The organism is Paenibacillus sp. OT2-17 (assembly GCF_009827695.1).
GTDB lineage: Bacteria > Bacillota > Bacilli > Paenibacillales > Paenibacillaceae > Paenibacillus > Paenibacillus polymyxa_B.
Genome location: NZ_WUDQ01000001.1, coordinates 75607 through 100028, shown reverse-complemented (window position 1 = coordinate 100028; position 24422 = coordinate 75607). Strand labels below are relative to the sequence as shown.

The following is a 24422-nucleotide window of genomic DNA, read 5'->3' as shown; positions in this document are numbered from 1 at the left end:
CGATGTTTTTCCTTTGATTGGGCGAACAATACATAAAAGCATGTGACATCTCTGTCACATGCTCACCATGCTCACGAAATCATTTCGTTTGGGGAAAATTAAAGTGAAGGTTGTACCCACGTTCGGTTTGGAGTGCACATCTATATGTATGAGCAAGGACTGTGCTGCCTTTTTCGTTAAATATAACCCCATACCCGTTGAAGTATGATCAGAATGTTGGGTTGTGGAGGTAAAACCTTTCTCGAAAATACGGGGTATATCCTTCGGATCAATACCGCGCCCAAAGTCTTGGACCTCAAGCTGTATTCGATCCCTTTGTACATAGCTGTGAATGATAATATCACTGGCATCGCTATATTTGATGGCATTGGTTAAGAGCTGTCTGATGATAAAAGCCAGCCATTTGGCATCACTCAGCACTTCCATGTGCTCCAATTGGATGTCAAAACCGATCCCTTTTTGGATGCACCATGACTGTAGTGCTTTGATCTCTTTAAAAACAAGAGATTTTAAATTCACTTGCTCGACATACAGATCATTTTCAATAAAGGATATGCGTTTGTGATGGAGCTGTTGATCCAGCAGTAAGTGAATTCGTAGCCATTCATAGGTTAGCTGAGCTTTTAGGGGCTTATCGTCCAACCGCTCAATCATCAAATGCATGGTGGTCAAAGGTGTTTTTACCTCATGAATCCAGGATAATAATTCATCTTTTTCATGTTCAAGTGTCAATTGATTTTGCGAGATGATCTGCTGTAATCGTACGGTCTGGTCAGTGATTTTTTGTTCAATGATTTGCTCAAATGGACTCTCCGGTTCGCCTATACCCGTTAGTTCAAGAGGGCTCTCCCATTCTTCTAGTGTGGTATAGAATTTGGTTTCCTTGGGATAGCGAATGATTAAAAAAACCAAGAAAATCATCATAGATAAGAAGACGATATAAAGAATCGGCATTAACGGAATTGCTGCATCCACATAAGCAATGAACAGGATCAGGAATTGCTGACACACAAACAGTAGAATCCAGCTCCGCCTCTCTATAAGGTATTTTTTAATCATAGGCAGGTGCCTCTTCTGTAGCCATATAGCCTTGCCCGACTTTCGTTTCAATGAAACGGCCCAAATCCAGCTCGTCTAATTTTTTACGCAGGCGGTTCAAGTTGACGGTCAGGGTATTGTCGCTGACAAAACGTTCATCATCCCAGAGGCTTTTAATTAATTCCTCTCGTGCGACAATTTTATTTTTTTGTTCAATTAGCAACTTCAAAATAAAAATTTCGTTCTTGGTTAATTCGATGGAGCCAGCCTCATTGGCTACTACGTTTTTTTCATAATCGACCGTCGCTCCACGCCATGTTTTCAGGGAGACAGGTTCTGTATTGTAATTATATACGCGGCGGAGTGTCGCCTGTAATTTTGCAATGAGTACATCAAAATGAAACGGTTTTTGGATAAAATCATCCGCGCCAAGCTGCATCGACATCACCATATCCGTAGGATGATCCCGTGATGATAAGAAAAGAATGGGCACGTTAGAGTGGGATCGAATCATTCGACACCAATGAAACCCATCAAATTTCGGCAATTGAATATCTATCACGACCAGGTCAGGCTTTATCGTTGTGAATTCCTGAATGACTTTATTAAAATCCTGGATGCCATACACATCATAGTTCCATTGAGTTAACCGATCCTTCATTTCATGGAACAAAGTTTCATCATCTTCAATTAGTAGGATTTTGAACAACGATTTCACCACTTTATACTTTTTTAGGATTTTGCAACTCCCCTTTTATAAAGTGTATAGCAAAAATTGTATATGTGCTACATGTGTGGATTCAACTTGATATTGCGATAATCTGCTGTTAATAGTTGAGGTTTATAGTGGGGTTTATATTGACTATCTCATATATATTAAAGGATGGATGCAATGATGGGGATTCACACGTATTTTCGGTCGCTAAATGAGCTGGAGAGAATCATCCGTTGTCCGGGTAAGTTTAAATTCGAGGAACACAGCGTATCGGCACATTCTTGGAAAGTAGTACAATACGCTAAAACGCTGGCTGATATTGAAGAGAGAAATGGTGTCAGTATTGACTGGAAAAAGCTATACGAGATTACGAGCAGTCACGATTACGGGGAAATTTTTATTGGGGACATCAAAACGCCTGTTAAGCATTCCTCTAAGGAACTACGATTATTAATCCAGCAGGTCGAAGAAGGTATGATTGAGTATTTTATTGAAGAGAATATTCCCGAGGATTTTAAAGCTATTTTTCGCAAACAGTTGCGGGAAGGCAAAGATAATTCAGTAGAAGGTTTGATCCTTGAAGTTGCTGACAAGATGGATCAGGTGTACGAAGCATTTGCCGAACTACAGCGGGGAAATACTGAAAAAGAATTTATAGTCATGTATCGTAATGCGCTTGTGAAAATCAAGAATATTCAGTTACACTGTGTTGATTATTTTTTGGAAAATATCCTGCCCGATATGGTCAAGGAAGAAACGCCTTCATCCATTGATATCAAAAAGATTACGGAAGAAGCCTTAGCTCTGTAAATGAATTTCTCTACCGTCCAGAAGCTACTGAAGCGCTTCTGTTCATACATAATCATAGTTTTATTTGTAATAAAGTAGCTTCTATATGAAAATAAAGAGCAATAAGGGCAGTTGATTGAACTGCCCTTATTGCTTTTTTGGGGTTGGAAAAACGGAGGGCTAAGCGTATTCCTTAAACAATTTATTAAGGTATAAGAATATTAGTTATTCCGAAAAAGGATTTGGGAAATTCGTTTTCGTGGCAGCATATTGTTCCTTGGTGTTGCCGATTCCCAGTTCGCCGTTTTTGTTATATCCCCAGGACCAAACCGTCCCATCGGCTGTCAAAGCATGGGAGTGGGTTCCTGCTGCACTGAATGCTACTACATCGGTTAGTGGCGTGTTTGTGTCATCTACAACTTGGGATGGGACTTTAACAGAAAATACATCGGTCCCGTCACCTACCTGTCCCTCATTATTGGTTCCCCAGCCCCAAAGAGTTCCATCATTTTTAAGTGCAAAAGTTTGAGTTTTGCCTGCTTTCAGTCTACTTACATTGGAAACATTGATCAATACGGGTGATCTTCTAAAAGTAGAGGTTCCATCCCCAAGCTTTCCAGAAGTGTTACTCCCGGAAGCATATACTTCTCCGCTGTTCGTTAGTACATAAATGCGGTCAGCTCCGGCAGTAAAAGTTTTGATATCATCAATTCGATATTGAACAGGGGTAAGCTGGTTTTCTTTGTCATCCTGCCCCAGTGCGCCGTCATAACCACGTCCCCATACCCATAGCTGATTATTTTTGTCCAGGGCTGCGCCAAAACTGTCACCAGCATCAATGGATACAATATCTTCTAAACCTTGTACCTGAACAGGCTTAACGGAAAAGGCGGAAACTCCTTTTGTGCCAATCCCCAGCTGTCCAAAGTTGTTTTCTCCATAAGCCCACACTGTGCCGTCATTTTTGAGCGCAAGCGTAAATTGACCTCCTGCTCTCACTTCCTTAACATTATCAATATATTTGTTTTTAACAGGTACTCTTGCCGTGTCCCTCTTATTCCCTGTCCCTAGTTCGCCGTAACTTGCAAACCCCCAAGACCAGATGGTTCCGTCTTTTTTGAGCAAAGTTGAATGCAAATCACCAGCATCAATCATTGCGATGTCGGATACATCTGCTTGCATTGGGCTTGTTTTATTATTCCCTCCGCCAGCGCCTACGCCGAGCTTGCCATCACTGTTACTTCCCGTTGCATAAAATGAAGATCCATCTTCCATGGCCAGGAAAGCGTTAGTGGTCCCTGCCGAGAGCAAATGATCGTAATTTACAGTAGAATCAGCGCTTGCCGTAATAGAGCTTCCTACTAAAAGTGTTGATGCAGCGAGAGCTACCAAACTGAGTTTTTTTAACATATAATTGCACACCTTTCAAAATGTAATGGATAAATACAGACTAAAGCAACCAAATTGTTCCTGTCCGCGTCTTAATAGTGAACGTATTCTTTAAACCAGATTAGGGAGGATCACTTATGAAAAATAGAGTTTCTGCCCTTGTCCTTGTCTTGCTTGCGGCAGCATTACTGCCTGCATGTTCTACAACAGAATCGGCTACGCCGGTTAACGAATCTAATGGAGCGGTGGCTCAATCTATTTTTGACTTAGTCCGTCTGGAAAGCACAACGGTATACACAGGGCGTGCCAAAATCGAAAGTATTGAAAGAATTGAAAAAGAAGTAGAACAACCCTTAGCAGCCCCCACCATGGACTATTTGGTCCGATTTGAACAGCCTGTTCAATTTGCTAAAGAACTACCCCAAAGTGATGATCCAACGGAAAAACCTATCCAAGCGGTCTATATATCTGTCCCAGATACACATATTTATAAGCAGATGGATGGTCAGCGGAGGCAATTAATCAATCCAGCAGAATTACAAGCGGGGCAACCGATTGAAGTTTCTTATCTGTACCCTGTAACACCTGTTTTCCTGGCATTGGAAATCGTTGTGCTGGATGATTTATAGAGGAGGCCGATAAGGCCTCCTTACTCCTATACAAGCACGTTATATCATAAGGCTTAGGTGATATTAATGAGTTTTACCATGTTGTAGATATAACGTGTTTGCTCATACTTAACCATAGTGCCTGCAGAGTTCTTAACTTGAATACCGGACGAGCCTCCACCATCAAGAAGAATGGCTTCAAAGCAATCCTGTTTAATAAAATAATTGCGAAGTTGTTTCAGTGTCGCATTTTCATGAACAACCAGGTAGACCTGCCAAACATTATTTACGACCTTGAAGCCCAGGCCAGTTCGCCCGGTGGAATCGGTGTATCGCAACGTTCCGCTCAAATCAAATTTTTCAATATCTTTTAAATCCTCAAGCCATGCTTCTTCCTCTTTCTTCAGCGACAGGCTACCGCCGCTAATAATAGACTTATACGTAATCGAAGTCCCCATTTGTTTTTTGAGATCCGTCACACTTGAAGCACGGGTAATCCCTATTTTCGTTTTGTTGCTCTCCGTGTATACAAATGCTGTACCACGGCTATTCCCTTTGGCATTCGCCTTAGTATCATGGGTATTATTAGGTGTGACCGCGATAGACAAACACTCGGTCGGCGCCTTTGCTGTGCTGATTGGGTTAAAGAAGCCCCCATTAATCCCGTAATCGGTTTGCTGTGTGATCCGGCTTCGAATATTTTTATTTTGAATATTCGAAGCTGGCGTGATGATAACATGGAAACCATCGGACGTTTTGGTGTAAGAGTAGTTTGCTGGCATGTTAAACCTCCAATTGGATTATTTTGAAACCGAACCTCGCGCGATAATTCGTTTCTCATATATATAGGAAATTTACAGCTGCCTCTTACAACCCGGAAATCAAATTTTTCTAAAAAATTTTGAAATAGCATATACAAGACAATACTTGACTTCAAGTTAACTTTAAGTAGTAACATACGGAATGTGACGTAGTGATTAGGAAATGCGATGACTATTCTGATAATTTAGGAGTGATAAAAATTGAAAAAGAAACAACTGGGTAACAGCGACCTTCAAGTATCTGCACTGGGTCTGGGCTGCATGGGTATGTCCGAATATTACGGTGAGTTGAATGATCAGGAGTCGATCAAAACTCTTCATCGTGCGCTGGAGCTAGGGATAAACTTCTGGGATACTGCTGATGTCTACGGTGTGGGGAAAAATGAAAAACTGATTAGCCAAGTCCTGCGGAGCCACCGTGACGAAGTCGTATTGGCTACTAAATTTTCCATTATGCGTGGGGAAGATGGCGCATTTATGGGTGTAAGTGGCCGTCCCGAATATGTAAAAGAGGCATGTGACCGCAGTCTGCAAAGACTAGGAGTAGATGTGATTGATTTGTACTACCAGCACCGTGTCGATCCGAATGTACCTATCGAGGAAACGGTTGGCGCGATGAGTGACTTGGTTCAGGCGGGAAAAGTCCGCTATTTGGGGCTGTCCGAAGCTTCTCCTGGGCTCATTCGACGCGCTCACAAGGTACATCCGATTACAGCGCTGCAAACGGAATATTCTTTATGGAGCCGGGAAGCGGAAGATGAAGTTATACCGACGTGTAAGGAGTTGGGTATCGAATTTGTGGCCTACAGTCCACTTGGACGCGGATTTTTGAGCGGGCAAATTCAGAAGTTTGATGATTTTGCAGAAGATGATTTCCGTCGCTCTGTGCCACGTTTTCAACCTGAGAATTTCCAGAAAAATCTGGATCTCGTGCAGCATGTTAAGGACCTTGCTGCCCAAAAAGGGGTCAAACCTTCTCAACTGGCGTTGGCATGGCTGCTTGCGCAGGAGGGAATTGTACCGATTCCAGGAACCAAGCGGGTTACGTATCTAGAGGAAAATGCAGGAGCAGTTGATGTGGTTTTGTCCGCAGAAGAAATGGAGACTATTAACGCAATCATCCCCAAAGGAATGGCAGCAGGCCTTCGCTATCCTGCAGAGCGGATGCCGAATTGGCAAGCTGAATAATGAAGATAATGAGATAAACCCAAAAGCCTTCTTTCACGCGGATCGGCGTGAAAGAAGACTTTGCGGGTTTCATAGATAAGCAAGAACGTACTTTATCTCTTTACAAAACGGGAGCTTGCAATGCAGTATTGATATTTTGCAGATCCATCGAAAGCTGCTCTTTTACGTTCCAAGGGTGATACCAGCCGCGTTCAATCATGTATGTGGAAATTTGTTCATGCGTATCAATAGCTTCATCCAGTTGCTTTGTAAGAATTGCCTTAATTTCTGGAGTTCCCGCTTCTGTTACGGCCATAGCGTAATTTCTCACACCGCTTTTGGCCGCGTTCAGAAAATCGGCTGCAATGACTTGGTCCGTTAAGGTATGCAGTCCGGTCAAATGCTCCAACAGTGTATTCATGGCTTAACCTCCTGTGAAATGGCTTGATCTAAGAGGGTGCCGAGTTCTTGTAATTGGCGGGTCGATAAGTCAACATCCTGCTGTAATATAGCTTTGAGAGTCGGATCAGAGATCAATGCTTGCATTGTTTTGGAATTGGTAAGACATACTGTTTTGAACGCTGACAGTTCATGGACTTCAAGGGTTTCGTGCAGGCCATACACCATATGACGTTTACCTCCAATACTCCAATATATAGTTAAGGTTTAAGCACAACTTTGATGCAATTGTCTTGTCTGGTATCGAAAATTTCATATCCACGTTTGGCGTCGCTTAACGGAATGACGTGTGTAACAACGTCTCCTGGGTCCACCTTTCCCGTATCAATCAGCTCATACATATATGGCATATAGTGAATAACGGGAGCCTGTCCCGTACGTAAATTAACATTTCGCTGAAAAATGTCTCCCAAAGGAAAACCGTTATATCGTCCGCCGTATACACCTGTAACTTGAATGGTCCCGCCTTTGCGGACAGCCTGTGTGGCTATGACCAACCCTCCTAAAGCTCCACCGTGAAGTTTGAGACCAGAAGCCAAGGATTCCAGCGGAGACATTTTACCACTCATGCCGGAGCAATCAATAACTACGTCCGCGCCTCCTTTGGTCATCTCCTTCAGGTAGTTGCCAACGTTTTCTTGCGATTCCACATTAACGATCTCCACGTGATTGGTGCGCTTCGCGTGTTGCAGACGATAATCCAGATAGTCTGCCGCAATGACTCGTTTTGCCCCTTTGAACCAGGCGAACTTTTGCGCTAACAGACCTACCGGCCCACAGCCAATAACAATGACAGTATCTCCCTTCTTCACTCCGGCATTATCGACGCTCCAAAATGCAGTAGTCATGGCATCAGCAATCAGGCAAAGCTTCTCGTCAGGATGTTCACAACTCTCCGGAATTTTGAAGTGAGTGAAGTTGGCAAAAGGCACACGTAAATATTCAGCTTGTCCACCCGGATATCCACCAGTTGTTCCTGAATAGCCGAAAAAACCGCCCATATCTCCATGCTCATTAGAATGATCACATTGACTTTCCAATTGGTTTTTACAATAAAAGCATTCACCGCACGCTATGTTGAACGGAATGATCACGCGGTCTCCCTTTTTCAAGTTGGTTACGCCGCTGCCGACTTCTTCTACAACCCCCATCGGCTCATGCCCAATTACATAATCCTCTTGTAGATTCGGAATCATTCCATGAATGAGATGCAGATCTGAACCACAAATAGCGGTTGTTGTCAGTCTGATAATCGCATCATCGGCTTTTTGAATACTCGGGTCCGGAACATCTTTAACCACAACGTTTTTGATACCTTGGTAGGTCACTGCTTTCATGCCTGGTTTCCTCCCATATGTTCGTCCGGCGTGCGATCAAACATACCCTTGCGGGTGGTATCGTCTGGGAACAGTTTCATTTTACTGATGTCCACCGTCTTGTTGGCTGATAGTTGATCCAATTGATACTGCTTTTGCAGATCATAGGGATGAAACCATTTTTTTCGTACCATAAGATCAGTGATTTCCTGATGAAACGCGATGCCTTGATGCAATTGATTGCGCAACAGAGTTCTAGCATCTGGGGAGACGGTTTCCGTCAAGGCTATGGCTGTATTTCGAACCCCTTCCTTGACGCGAATCAGAAAGTCCATCGCTAAGGTCATGTCTGCCATTTCCGGCATATTTAATGAGTTTTTTGGATCCACATAATCCATTCTTGCGGACTGGGTCTGATTTAATGTCACATCATTCACCTCAATTTAAAATTGGTGTTGGTCGGAATTCTGGAACAGGTGCCTGAAACGGTGCTTTAACATACAATGCTTGCAAATCGGCAATAGCTTGTATAGATTGCTGAACATCTTTTTCCATTAAATCCTTTAGCTCTTGATCGAATACTAAGCCCTGCATTAATTTGGACTTGGCTAAGCATAACGTTTTAAAATTAAGCGCTTCGTGGATCTCTAGGGACTCATGCGCCGCTAATGTAGGCTGTTGGCTTATCATAGGATCACCTTTCTTTTATGATTCTCAAAGGTATGTTGTCCAGCGTAACTATGTTTATTCAGAGCTACGAAAAGGTTAGGTTATCGGGGTGTAGCTCTTCATGTAGGGCTCTTGCCGACTTCAATCTTGCCAAGCGATTTTTTGGCCGGTCCTTCAATGACTTCGCCTTGATATGAAAAGCGTGAGCCATGACAAGGGCATGCGCCCGCTCTTTTGCCGTTTACCCGAATGACCGCCCCTTCGTCGTGCTGCAGTTCTTCGGCTTTTTTGTAGTTGATCCCCAATTTCCCAGCAATCAAATGTTTAGCCACATTCGCATTTTGAGTCACAAATGTTTTAATGTCAGGGTCCATATGAAATCTTGAAGGGGAGAAAAGATCCTGATACGGGCTTTCCTCTCTGGTAATCAGCTTCGTATTTAATAAAGCTGCCGCTACACTTGTGGTCATCCCCCATTTTCTATACCCCGTAGCAACGAGGATGTTAGAAGTGTTAGATAGTTCCTGCCCAATATAAGGGAGTTTGTCTAGCGTATACAAGTCTTGAGCCGACCAGCGATAAACGATCTCCTTTAATCCAAATGTTTGCTCTGCGAACTTTTGTAAAGCTTCATAGTACTGGAAAGTACAGATTCCTTGTCCCGTTTTATGGCCTTCCCCACCGACGATAACCATCGGTTCTCCGTTAACCATTACGGAGCGAAGCGAACGTTTCGGGGTTTCCGCACTTAGGTACATACCACCCGGATAGATTTTATCGGTTTTGACTGCTAGTACATAAGACCGTTCGGCATGCAATCGCGCAAAATAAAGACCGTTTGGATCATTGAATGGAAAATGCGAGGAGGATACGACATGATTGCGGGGTTTCCTTTTTCCACACCTACAACGGTGGTTTGTTCATAAATTTTCTCGCCCTGACGGATGACTTGGTTTGCCAAATATCTTAAGAAAGGTACCGGATTAAACTGGGCTTGGTTTTTCATCTTAATAGCTGCTTTAGTTGAAAACGGCAGAGGCGTTTGTTCGATATAACTTCCCGGGATGCCAAGTTCCTCTAGGCTTTATATTCAGCAGATATTTTTTCCACATACGTATCTGCACATGTATAAACGTAGGCATCTTCTTCTGTAAATTGACAATTGATATTAAACTCTTCTACCGTTTGCTTGATAAATTGAAGAGCGTTGTGGTTCGCTTCGTAATAAAGCCGGGTTTTTTCCTTGCCAAAATGTGAAAGAGACTCGCTGTAGATCAAATCATGCTGTGCGGTAATTTTGGCGGTAGTATGGCCCGTTGTCCCATGAAGTATCCGCCCTGTGTCGACGACTGCAACGTTTAGTCCTTTTTTAGAAAGTAAATAAGCAGTGGTAATGCCAGTAATCCCCGCACCTACAATGGCAACATCCACCTGAATATCTTCACTAAGTTTGGGGAAATTGGGGATGTCAGTTGTTGAAGCTAACCAATACGATTCGGGAAATTGCGGAAATGTGGTACGAGATTCGTCTTGTGTCATTTTTTAAAATATCCCTTTGATTGCAATTTATGTATATTGTTATCATTGTGGGCTTTTATATTCACTAAACGACTCTCTTTAGTATTTTTTGATACGGAGGGAGTGATGGAAAAGGAATAAAGCCGTCCTTTACGCGGATCGGCGCGAAAGGCGGCTTTGTGGGTTTACATATACAGTTAAGGACGTGGCTTGAAAATGCCGAAAGGACGTCCAACGGGCAGGAATGTACGGCCAAAATGAGCATTTAGAACGGCAGCTCCTGTACCGTACAGTGAGAGTAGACCAATGCCCATTTCAGCATAAGCGGCGATGGTATGGAATATCTCTGGTGCAACGCCGAATGCATCGAAGCTAAGACCGAGGAACAGAAAATCAATCAACACAAAAATAAAGAATAGAACCTTATGCGTCTCCATCGCTCCAATGGTCATAAAGAGCGTAAAGATGAGATAGCCCGCAAAGGCAAAGCCGAGCTGCTTGCCGTCTACAGCAGACGCCAGCTCAGGGCCGAATACGCCCATTTTAATCATCCAGCTACTAGCTACGGCTAACCAGAAGAAGGCGTAAGCACCAAATGCCGTCATGCCGAAGGTATTGTTATGTTTTGCATCCTGAATGGAGGCAAACAGCTGCGCAAAAGCACCGAGAAATATAGCCCAAGGGATGATGAAGCTTAAGCCTTCGGTGAGACCAAGCTTTTGGGATGAAGCCACAAGCGTTACAATAGCCAAGCCAAACAGGCCGATCGCACTCGGATCGGCCGTTATGATTTTTACGTTAGAATGAGATTCATTTTGCATGAAAAAATAGAAGCCTCCAATAATATTCAAGTACGCGTCAATCTGCCGATGCCAGAATCACACTGACATATTGTAACGGAAACCGGCGTGCTCGCATAGTAGGGAATTCATAGATTTTCTATCTGTTACGGTTGCCTGTATTAACGTTATTGCAACCACCCTCGATACTGACTGAGGTAAAAGGAATACTTTCAGCTAGCTTTAATCCTGTTTTCAGCTTGACCGGGTACAATCAAGGCAATTTTCCCGGAGAGGATGCATAACTAATGAAAACGAAAAAGACCGTTTGGATTCCGGCAATCATCGCAGTTACGGTAGCAGCTCTGCTCGTAATCTACTATTACTACATGCCTTCGGTTTCCGGGGGCGGACCTGGCCTGCGACCGCCGGGAGGCGAGGTAAGCAATGTGCCAGGGCACATGGGCGGACGTCCCGGTGAAAAAGGAGGTGGAGGCAACGGGGAATTATTCAAGACTTCGGGTACTATCTCCGTGTTCCTTGGGGCTGCGACCTTCTCTTGGTTCTGGTTTAAGAAGAAGTTGAGATCGCCATCGATGTTGGTTAGAAAGACTGGGAAATTGTTACACTCTATGCATAAACTGCTGGGTTGGGCGACCTTGATCCTGATTGCCGTTCATGGTATTTATTTTTTGATTACCAAGCTTCAAGATAACAAAACCTATACCGGGATTGCGGGATTTGTCATTCTGCTGGCGATCGCCGGGTATGGCTTCTTCATTAACAAAGTTCGTAACAAGTGGATGCGGACTGTGCATCGTTCGCTCGGGCTGCTGTGGGTTCCCGTGCTGCTGCTGCATGCTGGCGGATCGGCGATTATGGCGGTCATCGCTAGCCTTGCAGTGGGGGGACTTGTCTGGGTGCTGGAAAAAATGGTGGGAAAAACGGCGGAACCGTCCCGGGGGATCGATAATTAGCCAAGCAGCTATTCGGCTAAAAGTCATATATCACCTGGCACAATAGCAGGCTGTGTCACCAGCGCTTGCTGGAAATAAAAGCTCCGCTACCGAAAGAGGTTGCGGAGCTTTTATTATTTGGTGACAGCCTATTTTCTGTGGTCCGAACCCCGAGTCTGTCCAAAAGGGTGTCTCCTAGGGGGGGTGGTATTTATAACAGCTGGGACATGCCTTTTTGTAACATAAATCTTGGTTTCTAGCAGAGGTAGCGGCCCACGCAGAAGGGGATCTGGATGCATATGCATACTGTATGCGCAGAAACCCAAAAAGATAAGAGGGATGACAAGTGCCTATTGGAAAAATGAAAAAGCATAAAGAAATGTTGCAACATCCCGTTTTGCGTTCGCATTTACCTGAAACCCACTGGTTTACGGATTCAAGGACCTCGCGGATGCTGAATACTTATTCATCGGTCTTCATAAAACCCAATCACGGGAGTGGTGGCAGCGGGATCATCCGGGTCAAGAGATTGAAGAAAGGATATGAGGTTCGTAGCGGTTCAAGTCGAAAGTTTGTTGGATCTCGTTCTGTCTTAAAAGCAATTAAGTCATACCGGAAATCCAGACACCGGTATTTGGTACAGAAAGGACTTCGGTTGGCTAAGTACCACGGGTCGATTTTTGACACCAGGATATATTTACAGAAACCAGGGAGAAAATGGGTAATTTCCGGAGCGGCCGCCCGTGTTGCGGCACCTCATAAATATGTTACCAATTATCTTAAAGGAGGGCATGCAGTATCTTTGCAACGAGTGCTATTCAGCCTTTTTAAGCACAACCGTACGAAAGCAGATGCCTACTATCATAGAATCTCTAAGCTATCCGTCAGCATTGCCAAAACGATTAATAAACGGCATCCGGTTCGCGAATTGGGGGTCGATATTGCCATAGATAAAAAAGGCCATATTTGGATTATAGAGGCCAATTCACACCCTGGACATATGCTATTTACTCAGCTTCCCGATCCTACTATGATCAACACGATCATGAGAAACAAGAGTATTATTTGGAAGTAGATTCCTTGCACGTTATTTTTAGGGGAGAAGGAGAAAGTCTCAATGAAAAAAACAAAGCAGCTAAGAGAGTTGGTCAATTCTCAAAAACTGGAGTTTATCATGGAAGCTCATAATGGTCTGTCAGCCAAAATTGTGGAGGAGGCGGGGTTTAAAGGAATTTGGGCCAGTGGGTTATCTATCTCTGCAGCGATGGGAGTCAGAGACAACAATGAGGCCTCCTGGACGCAGGTATTGGATGTTTTGGAATTCATGAGTGACGCTACCTCCATCCCGATTTTGTTGGACGGAGATACGGGGTACGGCAATTTCAATAATGCAAGGCGGCTGGTAAAGAAGCTGGAACAGCGTCATATTGCTGGGGTATGCATCGAAGATAAGCGGTTCCCCAAAATGAATTCTTTCATTAACGGTCAAGGGCAGACCTTGGCTGATATCGAAGAGTTTTCCGGGAAAATTAAAGCAATGAAAGATACGCAAACGGACGCGGATTTTACGGTGGTGGCCAGAGTAGAGGCATTTATTGCCGGGAAAGGGCTTAAAGTGGCGCTGCAGCGGGCAGAGGCGTACCGGAAGGCAGGAGCCGATGCCGTATTTATACACAGTAAAAGATCGGATGTCACAGAGATTGAAGCGTTCATGAAGGAATGGGCCGGAAGATTGCCGGTAGTGATCGTACCTACCAAATACTATACAACCCCAACCGTCAGGTTTCAGGAGATGGGGATCAGCCTTGTGATTTGGGCAAACCATAATTTGAGAGCATCCATCCGAGCCATGAAACAATTATCTGACCGAATTTATCGGGATGAAAGCCTTGTCCATATCGAAAAGAGCGTCGCAACCCTCGAAGAAGTATTCCGGCTTCAAGGGGTAGAGGAGCTGCAAGCTGCGGAACGAAAATACCTCCCATCGTCAGAACCGGATTCGGGTGAGCGCGTATAATGGACACGAAATTGTTAGGAGAAGAGCTGAAAAAATTAGGATTTACCTTTTTCAGCGGTGTTCCATGCTCCTTCTTGAAAAGCTTGATCAATTATGCCATAAACGAATGCGATTATGTTGCAGCGGCTAACGAAGGAGATGCGGTCGCCATTGCATCCGGAGCTTATATAGGGGGGAAGAAATCGGTAGTCCTTATGCAAAATTCGGGGCTGACCAACGCTGTTTCGCCATTGACCTCCCTTACTTACCCTTTTCGTATTCCTCTGCTTGGATTTGTCAGTCTGCGCGGAGAACCGGGGATACCTGACGAGCCTCAGCATGAACTGATGGGCCAGATTACAACGCAAATGCTGGATTTGATGGATGTGGAATGGCAGTATCTCTCCAAGGATTTAGAGGAGGTAAAAAATCAATTGATCCAGGCTAATGAGCAAATCGTCCGGAATCGCCCGTTCTTTTTTGTCGTTAAAAAAGGCACGTTCGACAAAGAGCCATTGAAAAAACAGCAAACCTCCATCCATTTAAATCAGATCCGGCAGCATGGTCGTGCGAATCATCAAATGCCTACGCGCTATGATGCATTATGTGCGATTAACTCCATGAAAGACAGCCATACCGTCCAGCTCGCAACAACTGGTAAAACTGGGCGCGAACTATATGAAATTGAAGATGCAGATAACAACCTGTACATGGTAGGTTCTATGGGGTGCATCGGTTCTTTTGGACTGGGGTTAGCTCTGAGCCAACCAAGCAAAAATATTGTCGTGATTGACGGAGACGGATCTCTGTTGATGCGTATGGGGAGCCTGGCAACCAACGGGTACTACCATACGGCCAATATGATTCATATCATGCTAGATAATAATGCCCATGAATCAACAGGCGGGCAAAGTACGGTATCGCATAATATTGATTTTATAGATATTGCTGCTTCCTGTGGGTATACAAAGTCGATTCTTGTTCACAGTCTCGAGGAACTAAAAGTCTTTTTACAAGAATGGAAAATGAATAGAGAACTTACGTTTTTGTGTCTGAAAATATCCAAAGATTCTAAGGATCAGCTTGCTCGTCCGCATATGAAGCCTCACGAAGTAAAAGAACGTCTGCAGCGTTTTATTCATAACGATCCTTTGAAGGGCAAGGAAGTGGGCGGTTCATGAGTTCTGTCGTCAAGAAAAACATTTTGCTAACACCTGGGCCGGCAACGACTACAGAAAGTGTGAAATGTTCACAGGTGGTTCCGGATATTTGTCCTCGTGAAGCCGAGTTTGGTCAAATCATGGAGTACATTTCTACAGAACTGACCCGGTTGGTTGCTGACCCGGATGATTATGCGACCGTATTGTTTGGCGGATCAGGTACTGCAGCGGTGGAATCCATCATCAGTTCGGTCCCGAATCACGATGCAGTAATCATTGTCAGCAATGGGGCCTATGGAAAACGGATGTGCGAGATAGCGAAGGTTTATGGAGTGGATTATTTTGAATTCAAAAGTCCCCCCGATGATGCGATTGATTTGGCTGAATTAGAAAGGTTTATCCAATCTTCCGAACGCACTGTCTCCCATCTGGCCGTCGTACATCATGAGACGACAACTGGCCTGCTTAACAAGGTGAAGGATATCGGAGAATTGTGCAAAAGCTATCAAATCGACATGATCGTGGATGCCATGAGCTCATTTGCGGCCGTTCCAATTCAATTGAAGGAAATGAACATTGCCTACCTGGCGGCAAGCTCCAACAAAAACTTACAGGGAATGGCCGGGGTTTCGTTTGTGATCGCCGAAAAAAGCAAATTGGAGAATTTGAAAGGCCAGAAACCAAGAAGCTATTATTTGAATTTGTATGCTCAATATAACTATTTTGTGGAACATGGGCAGATGCGGTTTACTCCCCCAGTCCAAACCTTATATGCGCTTAGACAAGCGATTGAGGAATTAAAGCAAGAAGGGGTGGATAAAAGGTACGAAAGGTACGCGACATCCTGGAAAACCTTAATTAACGGGTTAGCCCGGTTAGGCCTAACCTATATCATTCCCGAAGAGCATCATTCCAAAATCATTACTTCCATTCTTGAGCCTCATTGTGCAGGTTATGATTTTCAATCTATGCATGATTATTTTTATAGCAAAGGCATGATGATTTATCCCGGCAAGCTAGAGAAGCTAAATACGTTCCGGATTGCCAATATAGGTGATATTACGTATAAGGAAATGGAGTTATTTTTGGAATTGCTTGAAGGCTATCTCAGTAGCATAAAATGCGGATGAGAAAGGTGGAGTCCCCATGGCATCAGGAGCAAAAGATAAGTGGTACAAATATTTGTTATTGAGAAGGTATGCGTCTCTGAGGTCTTATGTCCCCGAAACGAGGCTCCTGGATAGGTATAATTTCTCGAAACTTCTCTCCAAGTACGTGCATGTTATTGTGAAACCGGTGTGGGGGAGTCGTGGACGGGGGATCTTCCAGGTCTCCTGGTTAGGAAACCATAAGTACATCGTACATTACGAGAATAAAAGAGTTTTAGTAAGGGGTAGAACCAATACGTATCATTATATTAGAAGAAAAATCGGGAACGCCAGTTATATGGTTCAACGCAGAATTACCCGTCCGACCATCAACAAACGCCCTTTTGATATGAGAGTCATCATTCAACGGAGAACCGGCTCACCTGTATGGGTAGTCACAGGGAAGGTTATCAAAGTTGCAGGCAAAGGTTATATTGTTTCCAACAATACACGGAGTAAGGGAACTTTACTCAGTTTTAAATCCGGCATAAAACAATCTTCTGTTCGGCACCTGTCTGCCAGTGCCCTAGAGTCCCATATTAATCGTGTTTCCATCCGTTCCGCGAAGAGATTAAGTAATTTTTTTCCGGGACATCGTATATATGGACTGGACATTGGAATAGACCGGAAAGGACGTATCGGGATTATTGAGGCTAATCTTTATCCGGCAAGGTCCCATTTCCGTAAGTTGAAGGATAAAACGATGTATTACCGCATTACGGATTACAAAAATGGATAACATAAATAAAAAGGTGGCTCTGTATTCAACAGAGTCATCTTTTTCTCATACAGTTTCTAAGTCGGGAGTTTTAGTCATGGGACAAAGGATTATTAAATGGTGTTACCACGGGATTTGTGATAATATTTACACCTATATAGAATGAGGAAGTGACATAGTGATTAATATAACAATTCCAACTCCGGATATCACAATTACCAAACAGGTTAACCCTGAGCTCAGCCATATTTACGGATTTACCGACTTTCACCTGATCCCTAGAGATAAGGCTGGTATCTTTATGTTCTACAACACGCAGGAGGAATTGCTGTTCGTTGGTAAAGCAAGAAAGCTGAGACAAAGAATCAAAAAGCATTTTGAAGATACCGTATCGCCGATCAAGGACAAGCGGAACGAAGTAGCGATTATTGAGGTTTGTATTGTGGAAGATGCTGTAGAGCGAGAAATCTATGAAACCTACATCATCAATTCACAAAAGGCTAAATATAACGTCGAAAAAGTGTTTTTTAAATAATGAAGTAACTTCCGTATGAAAAAAAGAGCAATAAGTCGCAGTGACTGTACTGCCCTTATTGCTTTTTTGTATTTCTGCATTTTAGATCCTTCCAGAGAGGGGCCGTGGTATGAACAAAACAGATCGTTTGCTAGCGATCTTGCTAGAGTTGCAGCGTAAGGATATTTTACGAGCCGAGGATTTGGCAGCCATATTCGAAACGAGTGTGAGGACCATCTATCGGGATATTCAGGCTCTAAGTGAATCGGGTGTACCGATTGTAGGAGCACCGGGCATTGGATATTCCTTGATGGAGGGGTACTTCCTGCCCCCCCTGAGCTTTACCGCAGAAGAGGCTGTGGCGTTGCTAATCGGAACGGATTTTGTCGAACAAAAATTTGATACAGACTACGGTATCAAGGCGCAAACCTCCCGCAGGAAGATTGAAGCCATATTACCGGAGAGCGTTCGCAGGGAAGTTTCCCGGGTGCGTACGACCATCAGACTGCTCGCGGTGGGTGAAGGGGTAAACCATAGCGAGAAAACCTGTTTGGAAACGTTGCGTCTCGCAGTATTGGAAAAACGGAAAGTACAGTTTGGCTACTCCAAGAGAATGCCAGAGGCTGACGGGAATCGTCAAAGTGTGCGTGTGGTCGCTCCTTATGGTCTTGTACTGCTCCGTGGTTCTTGGATGTTAATTGGGCAATGCGAATTGCGACAGCAGCTTCGCCATTTCCGTCTGTCACGTATGGACAAGCTTATCGTGCTGGAGGACAGGTTTCAGTTGCCTGTCGATTTTCATTTGCAGGATTACAAGCAAACCGATGACCGTCATGTAACTGTTCGCATATTAGCACGTTCAGATATCGCAGATAAGGTGAAGGAAGCGAACAACTTTTATATGGAGGCCATAGAGGAGCGTGCAGATGGACTGCATGTACTCTTCCGCGTCAGACAGCCAGAGGAACTACTGCAATGGATACTTGGATGGGGCGCGGATATGGTTGTGCTGGAGCCTGAGTCGCTCAGGGAGCGGATACGTGTGGAAGTGGAAAAAATGTTGAAATGCTACTGACATAATGCTGTCAGTAGCATTTTTGTATAGTAAAGCTACTTTGATAGAGAGGGGCAATTATTAATATATGAATACAACTGAAACATTGCAGCGTTTCGAAGAAACGGCACAACACTATCTTCTTGAATTGGACAGCTTTAGCTTGGAGGAACTGCAATACACACCTCAGGAGGGTCAATGGTCGCTTGGACAAATGTATCTTCATTTGGTGAACTCTGCACTGTATATGCATCTTAAGAACATTGATCTTTGTCTACAGCCTAATGGGGAGACAGGAGTTAAAACGGAGGCAGGCACGGCCATTTTTAATCTGGGGAGCTTTCCGCCAATGCGTGTCCAAGTTCCACCATCCCCTCAGTACACTCCCCAACAACCCACTAGCAAAGGAGAAATTGTGGAGGGATTAAACGTCGTGATCCGCAAGATGAGAGAGATTGAGCCGACCGTTGGGAAATCAACAGGGCCGTCTACCGTCTCTCATCCCAGATTCGGCGCGCTGAATGCTGGAGAGTGGTTTTCGCTCATCGAGATGCATTATCGTCATCATCTTTTGCAGAAGGAGCGCTTGAAGCACGCAATAGCCGATTAATCGTCTCCCGACGCAGCCCAATAAACTGGCCGATTTCCTCCTGCGTCAGCACGTCCGTTAACGTGGCGGGTGCGATGTAGGAGTGGAACCAGCGTTGGAGCTTCCGAAGCTTCTCGGCAGGTGACACCTCGGTGAGCTGGTCAATTCGTTGCTGCATCATGCGTAACTTGTCCTGTAGCTGCAAAGCGATAGCCCGACATTGAGCCGGATCTTGCTCCAGCGCCTGATACCATTCTTTTTGCGACAGAACCTCGACCTCAGAGGTTACCAACGCCACCGCTGTACCATAATAAGGATTGGGGCTGATCAGGGAGTGGTGCGGGATGATTTCATCGGGCACAATCACATTAACTAAAATTTGCGAGCCGTCTTCATGGACTCGGACAATTTTTAACAAGCCGCTCTTTAAGTGATATAAAGGGCCGGATTCTCCTTGTCGAAATAAGGTCTCGCCTTTGTGTAATATCATGAACGTAAACAGCCTCCATTCCATGTATTCCAGCTTTTAGATGAACCCGCCATTGACGCGGATCGTCTGCCCGGTAACCCACTGTGATTTGGCGCTGACCAGGAACTCAATCACATCAGCGATATCTTCCGGTTCGCCGAGCCGCCCCATAGCATTCATTTTTTTCATGCCTTCGATTTGCTGCTCGGTTTTTCCTGCTTGGAAAAGCTCGGTGTTCACAGGACCGGGAGCCACAGCGTTGATCGTAATTTGCTTGCTTCCGAACTCTTTGGCTAGCTGACGGGTAAATTGCTCCACTGCGCCCTTGGTACCTGCATATACGCTATAGGCCGGGAACATTTGTCCGATCACGGATGTAGACAGGTTCACGATTCTTCCGTAGTTCTCCATATATTTCATGGCTTGCTGACATGCAAAGAAAGTGCCTTTTACATTGAGTGCGAATTGTTTGTCAAAATCAGCTTCGGTCACCTCAGCCAGAGGTTGGGTGATCATCAGCCCAGCGTTGTTAACCAGAATATCCACTTTACCGAATTCAGCAATCGTATTTGTAAATAATGCTTCAATATCACTCATTTTGCCCAGATCAGCGTGAAGTGCTATGGCTTTGCCGCCTTTTTGAAGAATGCTCTTCACGACTTCTTGGGCTTTGTCCGGACTGCTAGCATAATTGATGACTACATTAGCGCCCAGATCAGCCAGTTGCTCGGCAATGGCACGTCCAATCCCTCTGGAGGACCCGGTGATAATTGCTGTTTTTCCGTCCAAATGCTTCATATGTGTTTTGTCCTTCTTTCCTTTATCTATTTTAAGTGATTCCTTTTTCTAAAAGCATCCACACATCCGAAAACTCCTGATTAATCACGGGACTCTTCCATTCGTAAGCATGAGCGGGATGATGAAAACGGGCTGTGGCATAGAAAAGGGTACGCGCCAGTTGGGCTGGCTGATCCGATGTGATGTCCCCGCGTGCAATGATATCAGCGAGCTGATCCACAATGTGTGTGATATGCAGGTCGATTAAATCAGCGGCTTGCTCGGTGACCCTCGTATACATCTCAAACATTTCCTCGTCGTCGCGGGCATAATGCTGCTTAAGTTCGACTAAGGTCTGTATATATCGTTTTAAATGTGGCGTTCCCAGTATAGATGAATTCTGACAGACCTCCGTTAACGGGCCAATAATCTTTTCATTCAGCCATTTTTCGGTCACGCCTTCAAGAAGCTCGGCCTTACTTTTAAAGTGTCGGTAAATGGTGCCATGACTTACTCCCAGTACTTTGGCAACATCGGTCACGGAAGTTTTGGCTACACCAAAACGTCTAAGGGTGTCTTCTGTAGCGATGAGAATCTGTTCCTTGGTTAGCACATCTGAGGATTTTTCCATAGGGACACGGTCAAGTGCCGTGTGAGTCACCTCCTTGAAGTCAGGATAACACAAAGAGTATCAAATGACAAATATTCATTTTTGTCATTTGATACTCTTTTTTTAAAGGATCCAAAGAAGTGAACGGAAAAATTACAATAGCGATTCGATGACAGGATCAATGGCACAGGGCTCGGTTGTTACTTCAAACCTTCCTTTTACATGACCATCGCGATCGACCAAGAATTTAGAAAAGTTCCACTTGATACCGTCGCCAGCGTATATTTCTGGATACTTATCCCGCAGGAAATCCTCCATCCACTGACCGTCTTTGGTCTGGGTATCGAAGCCTTGAAACGGTGCCTGTTGGGTCAGATATTGAAATAAAGGATGAGGAGATAAGCCTCTTACATCCGTCTTCTCAAATAGCGGGAAGGTTACTCCATGGTTCATTTGACAGATTCCCTGAACCTCCGAATGGCTACCCGGCTCTTTTTCATTGAATTGGTTACAAGGAAACGCAAGGATTTCAAAACCTTGTTCCCTCCGTCTTTCGTAGAGCCTCTGCAGATCAGCGAATTGACTGGAGAAGCTACACTTGCTGGCTGTGTTTACAATGAGGAGAACCTTTCCTCTGTAGTCTGAGAATTCAATCGGTTTCCCGTTAATTGAGGTTGCCTGAAAATCATAAATAGACATATTAACGTTCCTCCTCACGTTATTTTTTAATACATCATATATCCAGAATTATTATTGGTCTAATATATTATTGGAATCAACTTTATAGGTATTTGCAATAACTTCATCATGCAAAGAACACATTGTTCATTTCTCTCTTGAAATCAAAGAAGACTCGCCTTAAAGAAAGTAGGAGATTTGCCTCTTTCATAGCAAACTGTGGCATTCGCCGTTACCAAGATAGAATATAGTTGCATATTCATGTAATGTGTGCAAAAACCCAACAGAATCGAGGGATATTCGTGCCCATTGGAAAGATGATTCAATACAAGGAAATGCGACAACATCCCATTTTACGTTCTCACTTGCCCGAAACCCGCTGGATCAGTAATGCAAGGACTTTACGGATGCTGGATACCTATCGCACAGTCTTCATCAAGCCTAATTATGGGAGTGGAGGAACTGGCATCATACGTGCGAAAAAGCTGGGGAGGAAATATGAGATTCGTTGTGGCTCCAGTCGCAGAGTCGTTAGATCCCACGCCGTAAGAAGAGCAGTTAGAACCTATCGGAGACCTCATCGCCGTTATTTGGTACAGCAAGGACTTAAGTTAGCCAAGTACAAAGGTTCCATTTTTGATGCCAGAGTGTATATGCAGAAGCCGGAATCGGAATGGGTCATTTCAGGAATAACCGGCCGTGTCGCTGCACCTCGAAAAGTCGTTACCAACTATCGGAAGGGAGGACATGCGGCGCCGTTGTCCAAAGTGCTTTTAAGGGTCTTTAAAAATGACAGAACAAAAATGAAAGAGATTCTGGACCAGATCACCGAGCTTTCTAGAATCATTGCCGACACGATAGATACAAATCATCCGGTTCGCGAGCTGGGCATCGATCTTGCTATTGAAAAGAGCGGTCAAATCTGGATTATCGAGGCCAATCCGCATCCCGGACATATGTTGTTCAGGCAGCTCCCCAATCACAAGATGATTCGCAACATTTTGAGAAACAAACGTCGTATTCATCACTAGGATAAAGTTTGTGAAATCATTCATTGATAAGAAAAGAGGAGAACGCCCAAGCAAAGATGCGGGAGCGTTCTCCGTTTTTTTGTTAAATGACTGACGGATTTAAGACGAAGCTTTTATGTTAAAATGTGTCCGCCATCCACATGAAGGACTGTTCCAGTCACAAACTGATTTTGAATCAAATAAATTACACCTCGTGCAACATCCTCGGCAAGTCCAACTCGCTTCACAGGAAGCTTATGCGCGATCGTATCATAGAATTGATTGCGCGTATTTTCAGGCATTTTGCTGCGTGAAGGTGTATCAATAATGCCGGGTGAGACGACATTCACGCGGATGGGAGCAAGCTCTAACGCCAAGGTTTGACCAAGATTCGAAACCGCTGCATTCACAGCACCGAGCGCAGAGGAGCCAATCATCGGTTTGTATGCCACCACTCCTGAAAATAAGGTAATGGAACCCTCGGTTGAAAGTTGGGAAGCACCGTATTTAGCTGCATAATACTGGCCCCAAAATTTGTTTTCGAATAGCTTGCGGGCTTGATCCGTCTCCAACTGAAGGAATGACCCACCTGATGTTTCTGCCGCGCTAACGATAAGATGATCATAGGGGCCGACTTTTCCGAAGAAGGATTTTACCTGCTGCTCATCTGACGTGTCCAGCACATATATTGCAGCACGAGGGCCCAGCATTTCTTTGGCCTTGTGCAATTTATCCTCCGAGCGGCTGGCGATTACCACTTCCGCTCCAAGCGAAATGACTTGCTTAGCTGTTTCTAAACCAATACCTGAGCTTCCACCAATAATGACAATCTTTTGGTTTTGCAAATGGATTCCCTCCTAGTGTTCCTCTGGATTTGTTAATCATGTAATACGGCTTGTAGATGTATATCAAGATCAGTAATAAATTTAGGTATATTTGGATTTTTAATAACATCGTAGCACGCAAAGCTTTTCAAAGGCTCCATGCCGAGAAATGTATGTGCAGAATGCAAATGCCTGAGTGCGGCTTCTAGACTAGCGCCATTAAAAAATTGATTTGGATCATTAAAAGCTTTTTCTGGAGCGTTCCAAGTCGTGGAGAACATATATTTCTTGTCGGTTAATAAACCTCCGCTACCATATTCATGAGCACCCGTGAAGAATACACCGTAAGCATAGACTTCATCCATATAAGTCTTTAATAATCCAGGAACGCTGAACCAATAGATAGGGGTTTGGTAAATGACTACATCCGCCCATAAAAATTTTTCTTGTTCTTCGCTGAGGGTATAGCCATTTTGAACAGACGTTGTTTTGATTTTGTTCTCTTCACTTAAGAGACGCACCATATTGTCCATCAATGTTTGGTTCAATTTCCCTTCAGACGAATCATATTTTTGATGACCGTTAATGATTAGTATATTTTTCATCTCTTCACCTCCTCGTATTAGAGAAAACATGACTTGCTACAGCGAT

The 24422-nt window shown here is 44.2% G+C and carries 29 protein-coding genes and 1 pseudogene; 13 read left to right on the top strand and 17 right to left on the bottom strand.

Translation table 11 applies throughout. From position 1 onward, the window contains the following. Positions 1 to 54: 54 nt before the first annotated feature. On the bottom strand, positions 55 to 1059 hold the full coding sequence (locus GRP75_RS00465; RefSeq protein ID WP_069081195.1) for a sensor histidine kinase: 1005 nt from the start codon (positions 1057 to 1059) through the stop codon (positions 55 to 57). Further along, positions 1052 to 1747 carry a response regulator transcription factor gene (locus tag GRP75_RS00460; RefSeq protein ID WP_028540911.1) on the bottom strand — a complete coding sequence of 232 codons (696 nt, stop codon included), beginning with the start codon at positions 1745 to 1747 and terminating at the stop codon, positions 1052 to 1054. Before GRP75_RS00460 ends, GRP75_RS00465 begins: the two co-directional genes overlap by 8 nt. 186 nt (positions 1748 to 1933) lie before the next feature. Between GRP75_RS00460 and GRP75_RS00455 the strand changes: the two genes are divergently transcribed. After that, positions 1934 to 2563 carry a YfbR-like 5'-deoxynucleotidase gene (locus GRP75_RS00455; protein ID WP_023991029.1) on the top strand — a complete coding sequence of 210 codons (630 nt, stop codon included), beginning with the start codon at positions 1934 to 1936 and terminating at the stop codon, positions 2561 to 2563. Positions 2564 to 2767: 204 nt separating this feature from the next. Here GRP75_RS00455 and GRP75_RS00450 read toward each other — a convergent pair whose 3' ends face one another. After that, positions 2768 to 3952: an RCC1 domain-containing protein gene (locus GRP75_RS00450; RefSeq protein ID WP_076264587.1), complete on the bottom strand. Its 1185-nt coding sequence runs from the start codon at positions 3950 to 3952 to the stop codon at positions 2768 to 2770. 116 nt (positions 3953 to 4068) lie between these two features. Between GRP75_RS00450 and GRP75_RS29440 the strand changes: the two genes are divergently transcribed. Then, entirely contained in the window at positions 4069 to 4560 is a 492-nt protein-coding gene (locus GRP75_RS29440; RefSeq protein ID WP_237448875.1) for a hypothetical protein, read from the top strand. A 53-nt stretch (positions 4561 to 4613) separates the two neighbouring features. Here GRP75_RS29440 and GRP75_RS00440 read toward each other — a convergent pair whose 3' ends face one another. After that, entirely contained in the window at positions 4614 to 5321 is a 708-nt protein-coding gene (locus GRP75_RS00440) for a phosphodiester glycosidase family protein (protein ID WP_202403909.1), read from the bottom strand. A 240-nt stretch (positions 5322 to 5561) separates the two neighbouring features. Between GRP75_RS00440 and GRP75_RS00435 the strand changes: the two genes are divergently transcribed. After that, complete coding sequence (locus tag GRP75_RS00435) at positions 5562 to 6548, top strand: aldo/keto reductase (RefSeq protein WP_028540908.1); 987 nt, start codon at positions 5562 to 5564, stop codon at positions 6546 to 6548. A 100-nt stretch (positions 6549 to 6648) separates the two neighbouring features. Here GRP75_RS00435 and GRP75_RS00430 read toward each other — a convergent pair whose 3' ends face one another. The 7 genes and pseudogenes from GRP75_RS00430 to GRP75_RS00400 all read right to left on the bottom strand — a co-directional run bounded on the left by GRP75_RS00430 (position 6649) and on the right by GRP75_RS00400 (position 11310). Beyond that, complete coding sequence (locus GRP75_RS00430; RefSeq protein ID WP_025719163.1) at positions 6649 to 6948, bottom strand: spore coat protein; 300 nt, start codon at positions 6946 to 6948, stop codon at positions 6649 to 6651. After that, positions 6945 to 7154, bottom strand: a complete 210-nt coding sequence (locus GRP75_RS00425) for a hypothetical protein (RefSeq protein WP_160788325.1) — start codon at positions 7152 to 7154, stop codon at positions 6945 to 6947. The genes GRP75_RS00430 and GRP75_RS00425 overlap by 4 nt, the downstream gene beginning before the upstream one ends. 32 nt (positions 7155 to 7186) lie before the next feature. Then, entirely contained in the window at positions 7187 to 8323 is a 1137-nt protein-coding gene (locus GRP75_RS00420; protein ID WP_160788324.1) for a zinc-dependent alcohol dehydrogenase, read from the bottom strand. Next, a complete protein-coding gene (locus GRP75_RS00415; RefSeq protein WP_160788400.1) occupies positions 8320 to 8700 on the bottom strand; it encodes a spore coat protein in 381 nt (126 codons plus the stop codon). Before GRP75_RS00415 ends, GRP75_RS00420 begins: the two co-directional genes overlap by 4 nt. A 40-nt stretch (positions 8701 to 8740) precedes the next feature. Further along, on the bottom strand, positions 8741 to 8992 hold the full coding sequence (locus GRP75_RS00410) for a spore gernimation protein GerQ (protein ID WP_160788323.1): 252 nt from the start codon (positions 8990 to 8992) through the stop codon (positions 8741 to 8743). Between the two features lie 98 nt (positions 8993 to 9090). After that, positions 9091 to 10510, bottom strand: a pseudogene (locus GRP75_RS00405) (FAD-dependent oxidoreductase). Positions 10511 to 10686: 176 nt separating this feature from the next. Beyond that, on the bottom strand, positions 10687 to 11310 hold the full coding sequence (locus GRP75_RS00400; RefSeq protein ID WP_053326442.1) for an acetate uptake transporter: 624 nt from the start codon (positions 11308 to 11310) through the stop codon (positions 10687 to 10689). A gap of 266 nt (positions 11311 to 11576) precedes the next feature. On the opposite strand from GRP75_RS00400, the gene GRP75_RS00395 reads away from it, so the two are divergent. The 9 genes from GRP75_RS00395 (at position 11577) to GRP75_RS00355 (ending at position 19424) form a co-directional block, all read left to right on the top strand. Continuing rightward, the gene (locus tag GRP75_RS00395; protein WP_028540903.1) at positions 11577 to 12245 is read left to right on the top strand and encodes a hypothetical protein; all 669 of its coding nucleotides are present in this window, start codon (positions 11577 to 11579) and stop codon (positions 12243 to 12245) included. A 325-nt stretch (positions 12246 to 12570) separates the two neighbouring features. After that, positions 12571 to 13299 carry a YheC/YheD family protein gene (locus GRP75_RS00390; protein ID WP_160788322.1) on the top strand — a complete coding sequence of 243 codons (729 nt, stop codon included), beginning with the start codon at positions 12571 to 12573 and terminating at the stop codon, positions 13297 to 13299. Positions 13300 to 13341: 42 nt separating this feature from the next. Then, positions 13342 to 14241 carry a phosphoenolpyruvate mutase gene (gene aepX / locus GRP75_RS00385; RefSeq protein WP_160788321.1) on the top strand — a complete coding sequence of 300 codons (900 nt, stop codon included), beginning with the start codon at positions 13342 to 13344 and terminating at the stop codon, positions 14239 to 14241. Next, positions 14241 to 15401: a phosphonopyruvate decarboxylase gene (aepY, locus tag GRP75_RS00380; protein WP_160788320.1), complete on the top strand. Its 1161-nt coding sequence runs from the start codon at positions 14241 to 14243 to the stop codon at positions 15399 to 15401. The genes aepX and aepY overlap by 1 nt, the downstream gene beginning before the upstream one ends. Further along, positions 15398 to 16510 (top strand): 2-aminoethylphosphonate aminotransferase, encoded by a 1113-nt coding sequence (locus GRP75_RS00375; RefSeq protein ID WP_160788319.1) that lies wholly within the window; start codon positions 15398 to 15400, stop codon positions 16508 to 16510. The genes aepY and GRP75_RS00375 overlap by 4 nt, the downstream gene beginning before the upstream one ends. Before the next feature lie 16 nt (positions 16511 to 16526). Continuing rightward, positions 16527 to 17267, top strand: coding sequence for a YheC/YheD family protein (locus GRP75_RS00370; protein WP_160788318.1), 741 nt, complete (start codon positions 16527 to 16529; stop codon positions 17265 to 17267). A gap of 157 nt (positions 17268 to 17424) precedes the next feature. Beyond that, positions 17425 to 17781 (top strand): nucleotide excision repair endonuclease, encoded by a 357-nt coding sequence (locus GRP75_RS00365; RefSeq protein ID WP_023991017.1) that lies wholly within the window; start codon positions 17425 to 17427, stop codon positions 17779 to 17781. 109 nt (positions 17782 to 17890) lie between these two features. Beyond that, positions 17891 to 18835 (top strand): helix-turn-helix transcriptional regulator, encoded by a 945-nt coding sequence (locus GRP75_RS00360; RefSeq protein ID WP_028540897.1) that lies wholly within the window; start codon positions 17891 to 17893, stop codon positions 18833 to 18835. A gap of 67 nt (positions 18836 to 18902) precedes the next feature. After that, complete coding sequence (locus tag GRP75_RS00355; protein ID WP_160788317.1) at positions 18903 to 19424, top strand: DinB family protein; 522 nt, start codon at positions 18903 to 18905, stop codon at positions 19422 to 19424. Here GRP75_RS00355 and GRP75_RS00350 read toward each other — a convergent pair. The 4 genes from GRP75_RS00350 to GRP75_RS00335 form a co-directional block, all read right to left on the bottom strand. Next, complete coding sequence (locus GRP75_RS00350) at positions 19357 to 19893, bottom strand: Crp/Fnr family transcriptional regulator (RefSeq protein ID WP_071643971.1); 537 nt, start codon at positions 19891 to 19893, stop codon at positions 19357 to 19359. The genes GRP75_RS00355 and GRP75_RS00350 overlap by 68 nt on opposite strands. 36 nt (positions 19894 to 19929) lie before the next feature. Next, positions 19930 to 20670, bottom strand: coding sequence for an SDR family oxidoreductase (locus GRP75_RS00345; protein ID WP_023991013.1), 741 nt, complete (start codon positions 20668 to 20670; stop codon positions 19930 to 19932). A gap of 31 nt (positions 20671 to 20701) precedes the next feature. Then, positions 20702 to 21280 (bottom strand): TetR/AcrR family transcriptional regulator, encoded by a 579-nt coding sequence (locus GRP75_RS00340; RefSeq protein WP_160788316.1) that lies wholly within the window; start codon positions 21278 to 21280, stop codon positions 20702 to 20704. Between the two features lie 132 nt (positions 21281 to 21412). After that, entirely contained in the window at positions 21413 to 21958 is a 546-nt protein-coding gene (locus GRP75_RS00335; protein ID WP_028540895.1) for a glutathione peroxidase, read from the bottom strand. Between the two features lie 281 nt (positions 21959 to 22239). Here GRP75_RS00335 and GRP75_RS00330 point away from each other — a divergent pair, with 281 nt between their 5' ends. Continuing rightward, positions 22240 to 22968: a YheC/YheD family protein gene (locus GRP75_RS00330; RefSeq protein WP_023991010.1), complete on the top strand. Its 729-nt coding sequence runs from the start codon at positions 22240 to 22242 to the stop codon at positions 22966 to 22968. A gap of 113 nt (positions 22969 to 23081) precedes the next feature. Here the strand turns inward: GRP75_RS00330 and GRP75_RS00325 are convergent, their stop codons facing one another. Next, positions 23082 to 23792, bottom strand: a complete 711-nt coding sequence (locus GRP75_RS00325; protein ID WP_053326432.1) for an SDR family oxidoreductase — start codon at positions 23790 to 23792, stop codon at positions 23082 to 23084. Positions 23793 to 23824: 32 nt separating this feature from the next. Then, entirely contained in the window at positions 23825 to 24376 is a 552-nt protein-coding gene (locus GRP75_RS00320) for an NAD(P)H-dependent oxidoreductase (RefSeq protein WP_103744504.1), read from the bottom strand. Positions 24377 to 24422 lie beyond the last annotated feature (46 nt).

Excerpts from the sequence above, each read along its gene's own strand:
- GRP75_RS00465 (WP_069081195.1), bottom strand. The coding sequence starts at position 1,059 with ATGATTAAAAAATACCTTATAGAGAGGCGGAGCTGGATTCTACTGTTT.
- GRP75_RS00455 (WP_023991029.1), top strand. The coding sequence starts at position 1,934 with ATGGGGATTCACACGTATTTTCGGTCGCTAAATGAGCTGGAGAGAATC.
- GRP75_RS00450 (WP_076264587.1), bottom strand. The coding sequence starts at position 3,952 with ATGTTAAAAAAACTCAGTTTGGTAGCTCTCGCTGCATCAACACTTTTA.
- GRP75_RS29440 (WP_237448875.1), top strand. The coding sequence starts at position 4,069 with ATGAAAAATAGAGTTTCTGCCCTTGTCCTTGTCTTGCTTGCGGCAGCA.
- GRP75_RS00440 (WP_202403909.1), bottom strand. The coding sequence starts at position 5,321 with ATGCCAGCAAACTACTCTTACACCAAAACGTCCGATGGTTTCCATGTT.
- GRP75_RS00430 (WP_025719163.1), bottom strand. The coding sequence starts at position 6,948 with ATGAATACACTGTTGGAGCATTTGACCGGACTGCATACCTTAACGGAC.
- GRP75_RS00425 (WP_160788325.1), bottom strand. The coding sequence starts at position 7,154 with ATGGTGTATGGCCTGCACGAAACCCTTGAAGTCCATGAACTGTCAGCG.
- GRP75_RS00420 (WP_160788324.1), bottom strand. The coding sequence starts at position 8,323 with ATGAAAGCAGTGACCTACCAAGGTATCAAAAACGTTGTGGTTAAAGAT.
- GRP75_RS00415 (WP_160788400.1), bottom strand. The coding sequence starts at position 8,700 with ATGGATTATGTGGATCCAAAAAACTCATTAAATATGCCGGAAATGGCA.
- GRP75_RS00410 (WP_160788323.1), bottom strand. The coding sequence starts at position 8,992 with ATGATAAGCCAACAGCCTACATTAGCGGCGCATGAGTCCCTAGAGATC.
- GRP75_RS00400 (WP_053326442.1), bottom strand. The coding sequence starts at position 11,310 with ATGCAAAATGAATCTCATTCTAACGTAAAAATCATAACGGCCGATCCG.
- GRP75_RS00395 (WP_028540903.1), top strand. The coding sequence starts at position 11,577 with ATGAAAACGAAAAAGACCGTTTGGATTCCGGCAATCATCGCAGTTACG.
- aepX (WP_160788321.1), top strand. The coding sequence starts at position 13,342 with ATGAAAAAAACAAAGCAGCTAAGAGAGTTGGTCAATTCTCAAAAACTG.
- aepY (WP_160788320.1), top strand. The coding sequence starts at position 14,241 with ATGGACACGAAATTGTTAGGAGAAGAGCTGAAAAAATTAGGATTTACC.
- GRP75_RS00375 (WP_160788319.1), top strand. The coding sequence starts at position 15,398 with ATGAGTTCTGTCGTCAAGAAAAACATTTTGCTAACACCTGGGCCGGCA.
- GRP75_RS00370 (WP_160788318.1), top strand. The coding sequence starts at position 16,527 with ATGGCATCAGGAGCAAAAGATAAGTGGTACAAATATTTGTTATTGAGA.
- GRP75_RS00360 (WP_028540897.1), top strand. The coding sequence starts at position 17,891 with ATGAACAAAACAGATCGTTTGCTAGCGATCTTGCTAGAGTTGCAGCGT.
- GRP75_RS00355 (WP_160788317.1), top strand. The coding sequence starts at position 18,903 with ATGAATACAACTGAAACATTGCAGCGTTTCGAAGAAACGGCACAACAC.
- GRP75_RS00350 (WP_071643971.1), bottom strand. The coding sequence starts at position 19,893 with ATGATATTACACAAAGGCGAGACCTTATTTCGACAAGGAGAATCCGGC.
- GRP75_RS00345 (WP_023991013.1), bottom strand. The coding sequence starts at position 20,670 with ATGAAGCATTTGGACGGAAAAACAGCAATTATCACCGGGTCCTCCAGA.
- GRP75_RS00340 (WP_160788316.1), bottom strand. The coding sequence starts at position 21,280 with ATGGAAAAATCCTCAGATGTGCTAACCAAGGAACAGATTCTCATCGCT.
- GRP75_RS00335 (WP_028540895.1), bottom strand. The coding sequence starts at position 21,958 with ATGTCTATTTATGATTTTCAGGCAACCTCAATTAACGGGAAACCGATT.
- GRP75_RS00320 (WP_103744504.1), bottom strand. The coding sequence starts at position 24,376 with ATGAAAAATATACTAATCATTAACGGTCATCAAAAATATGATTCGTCT.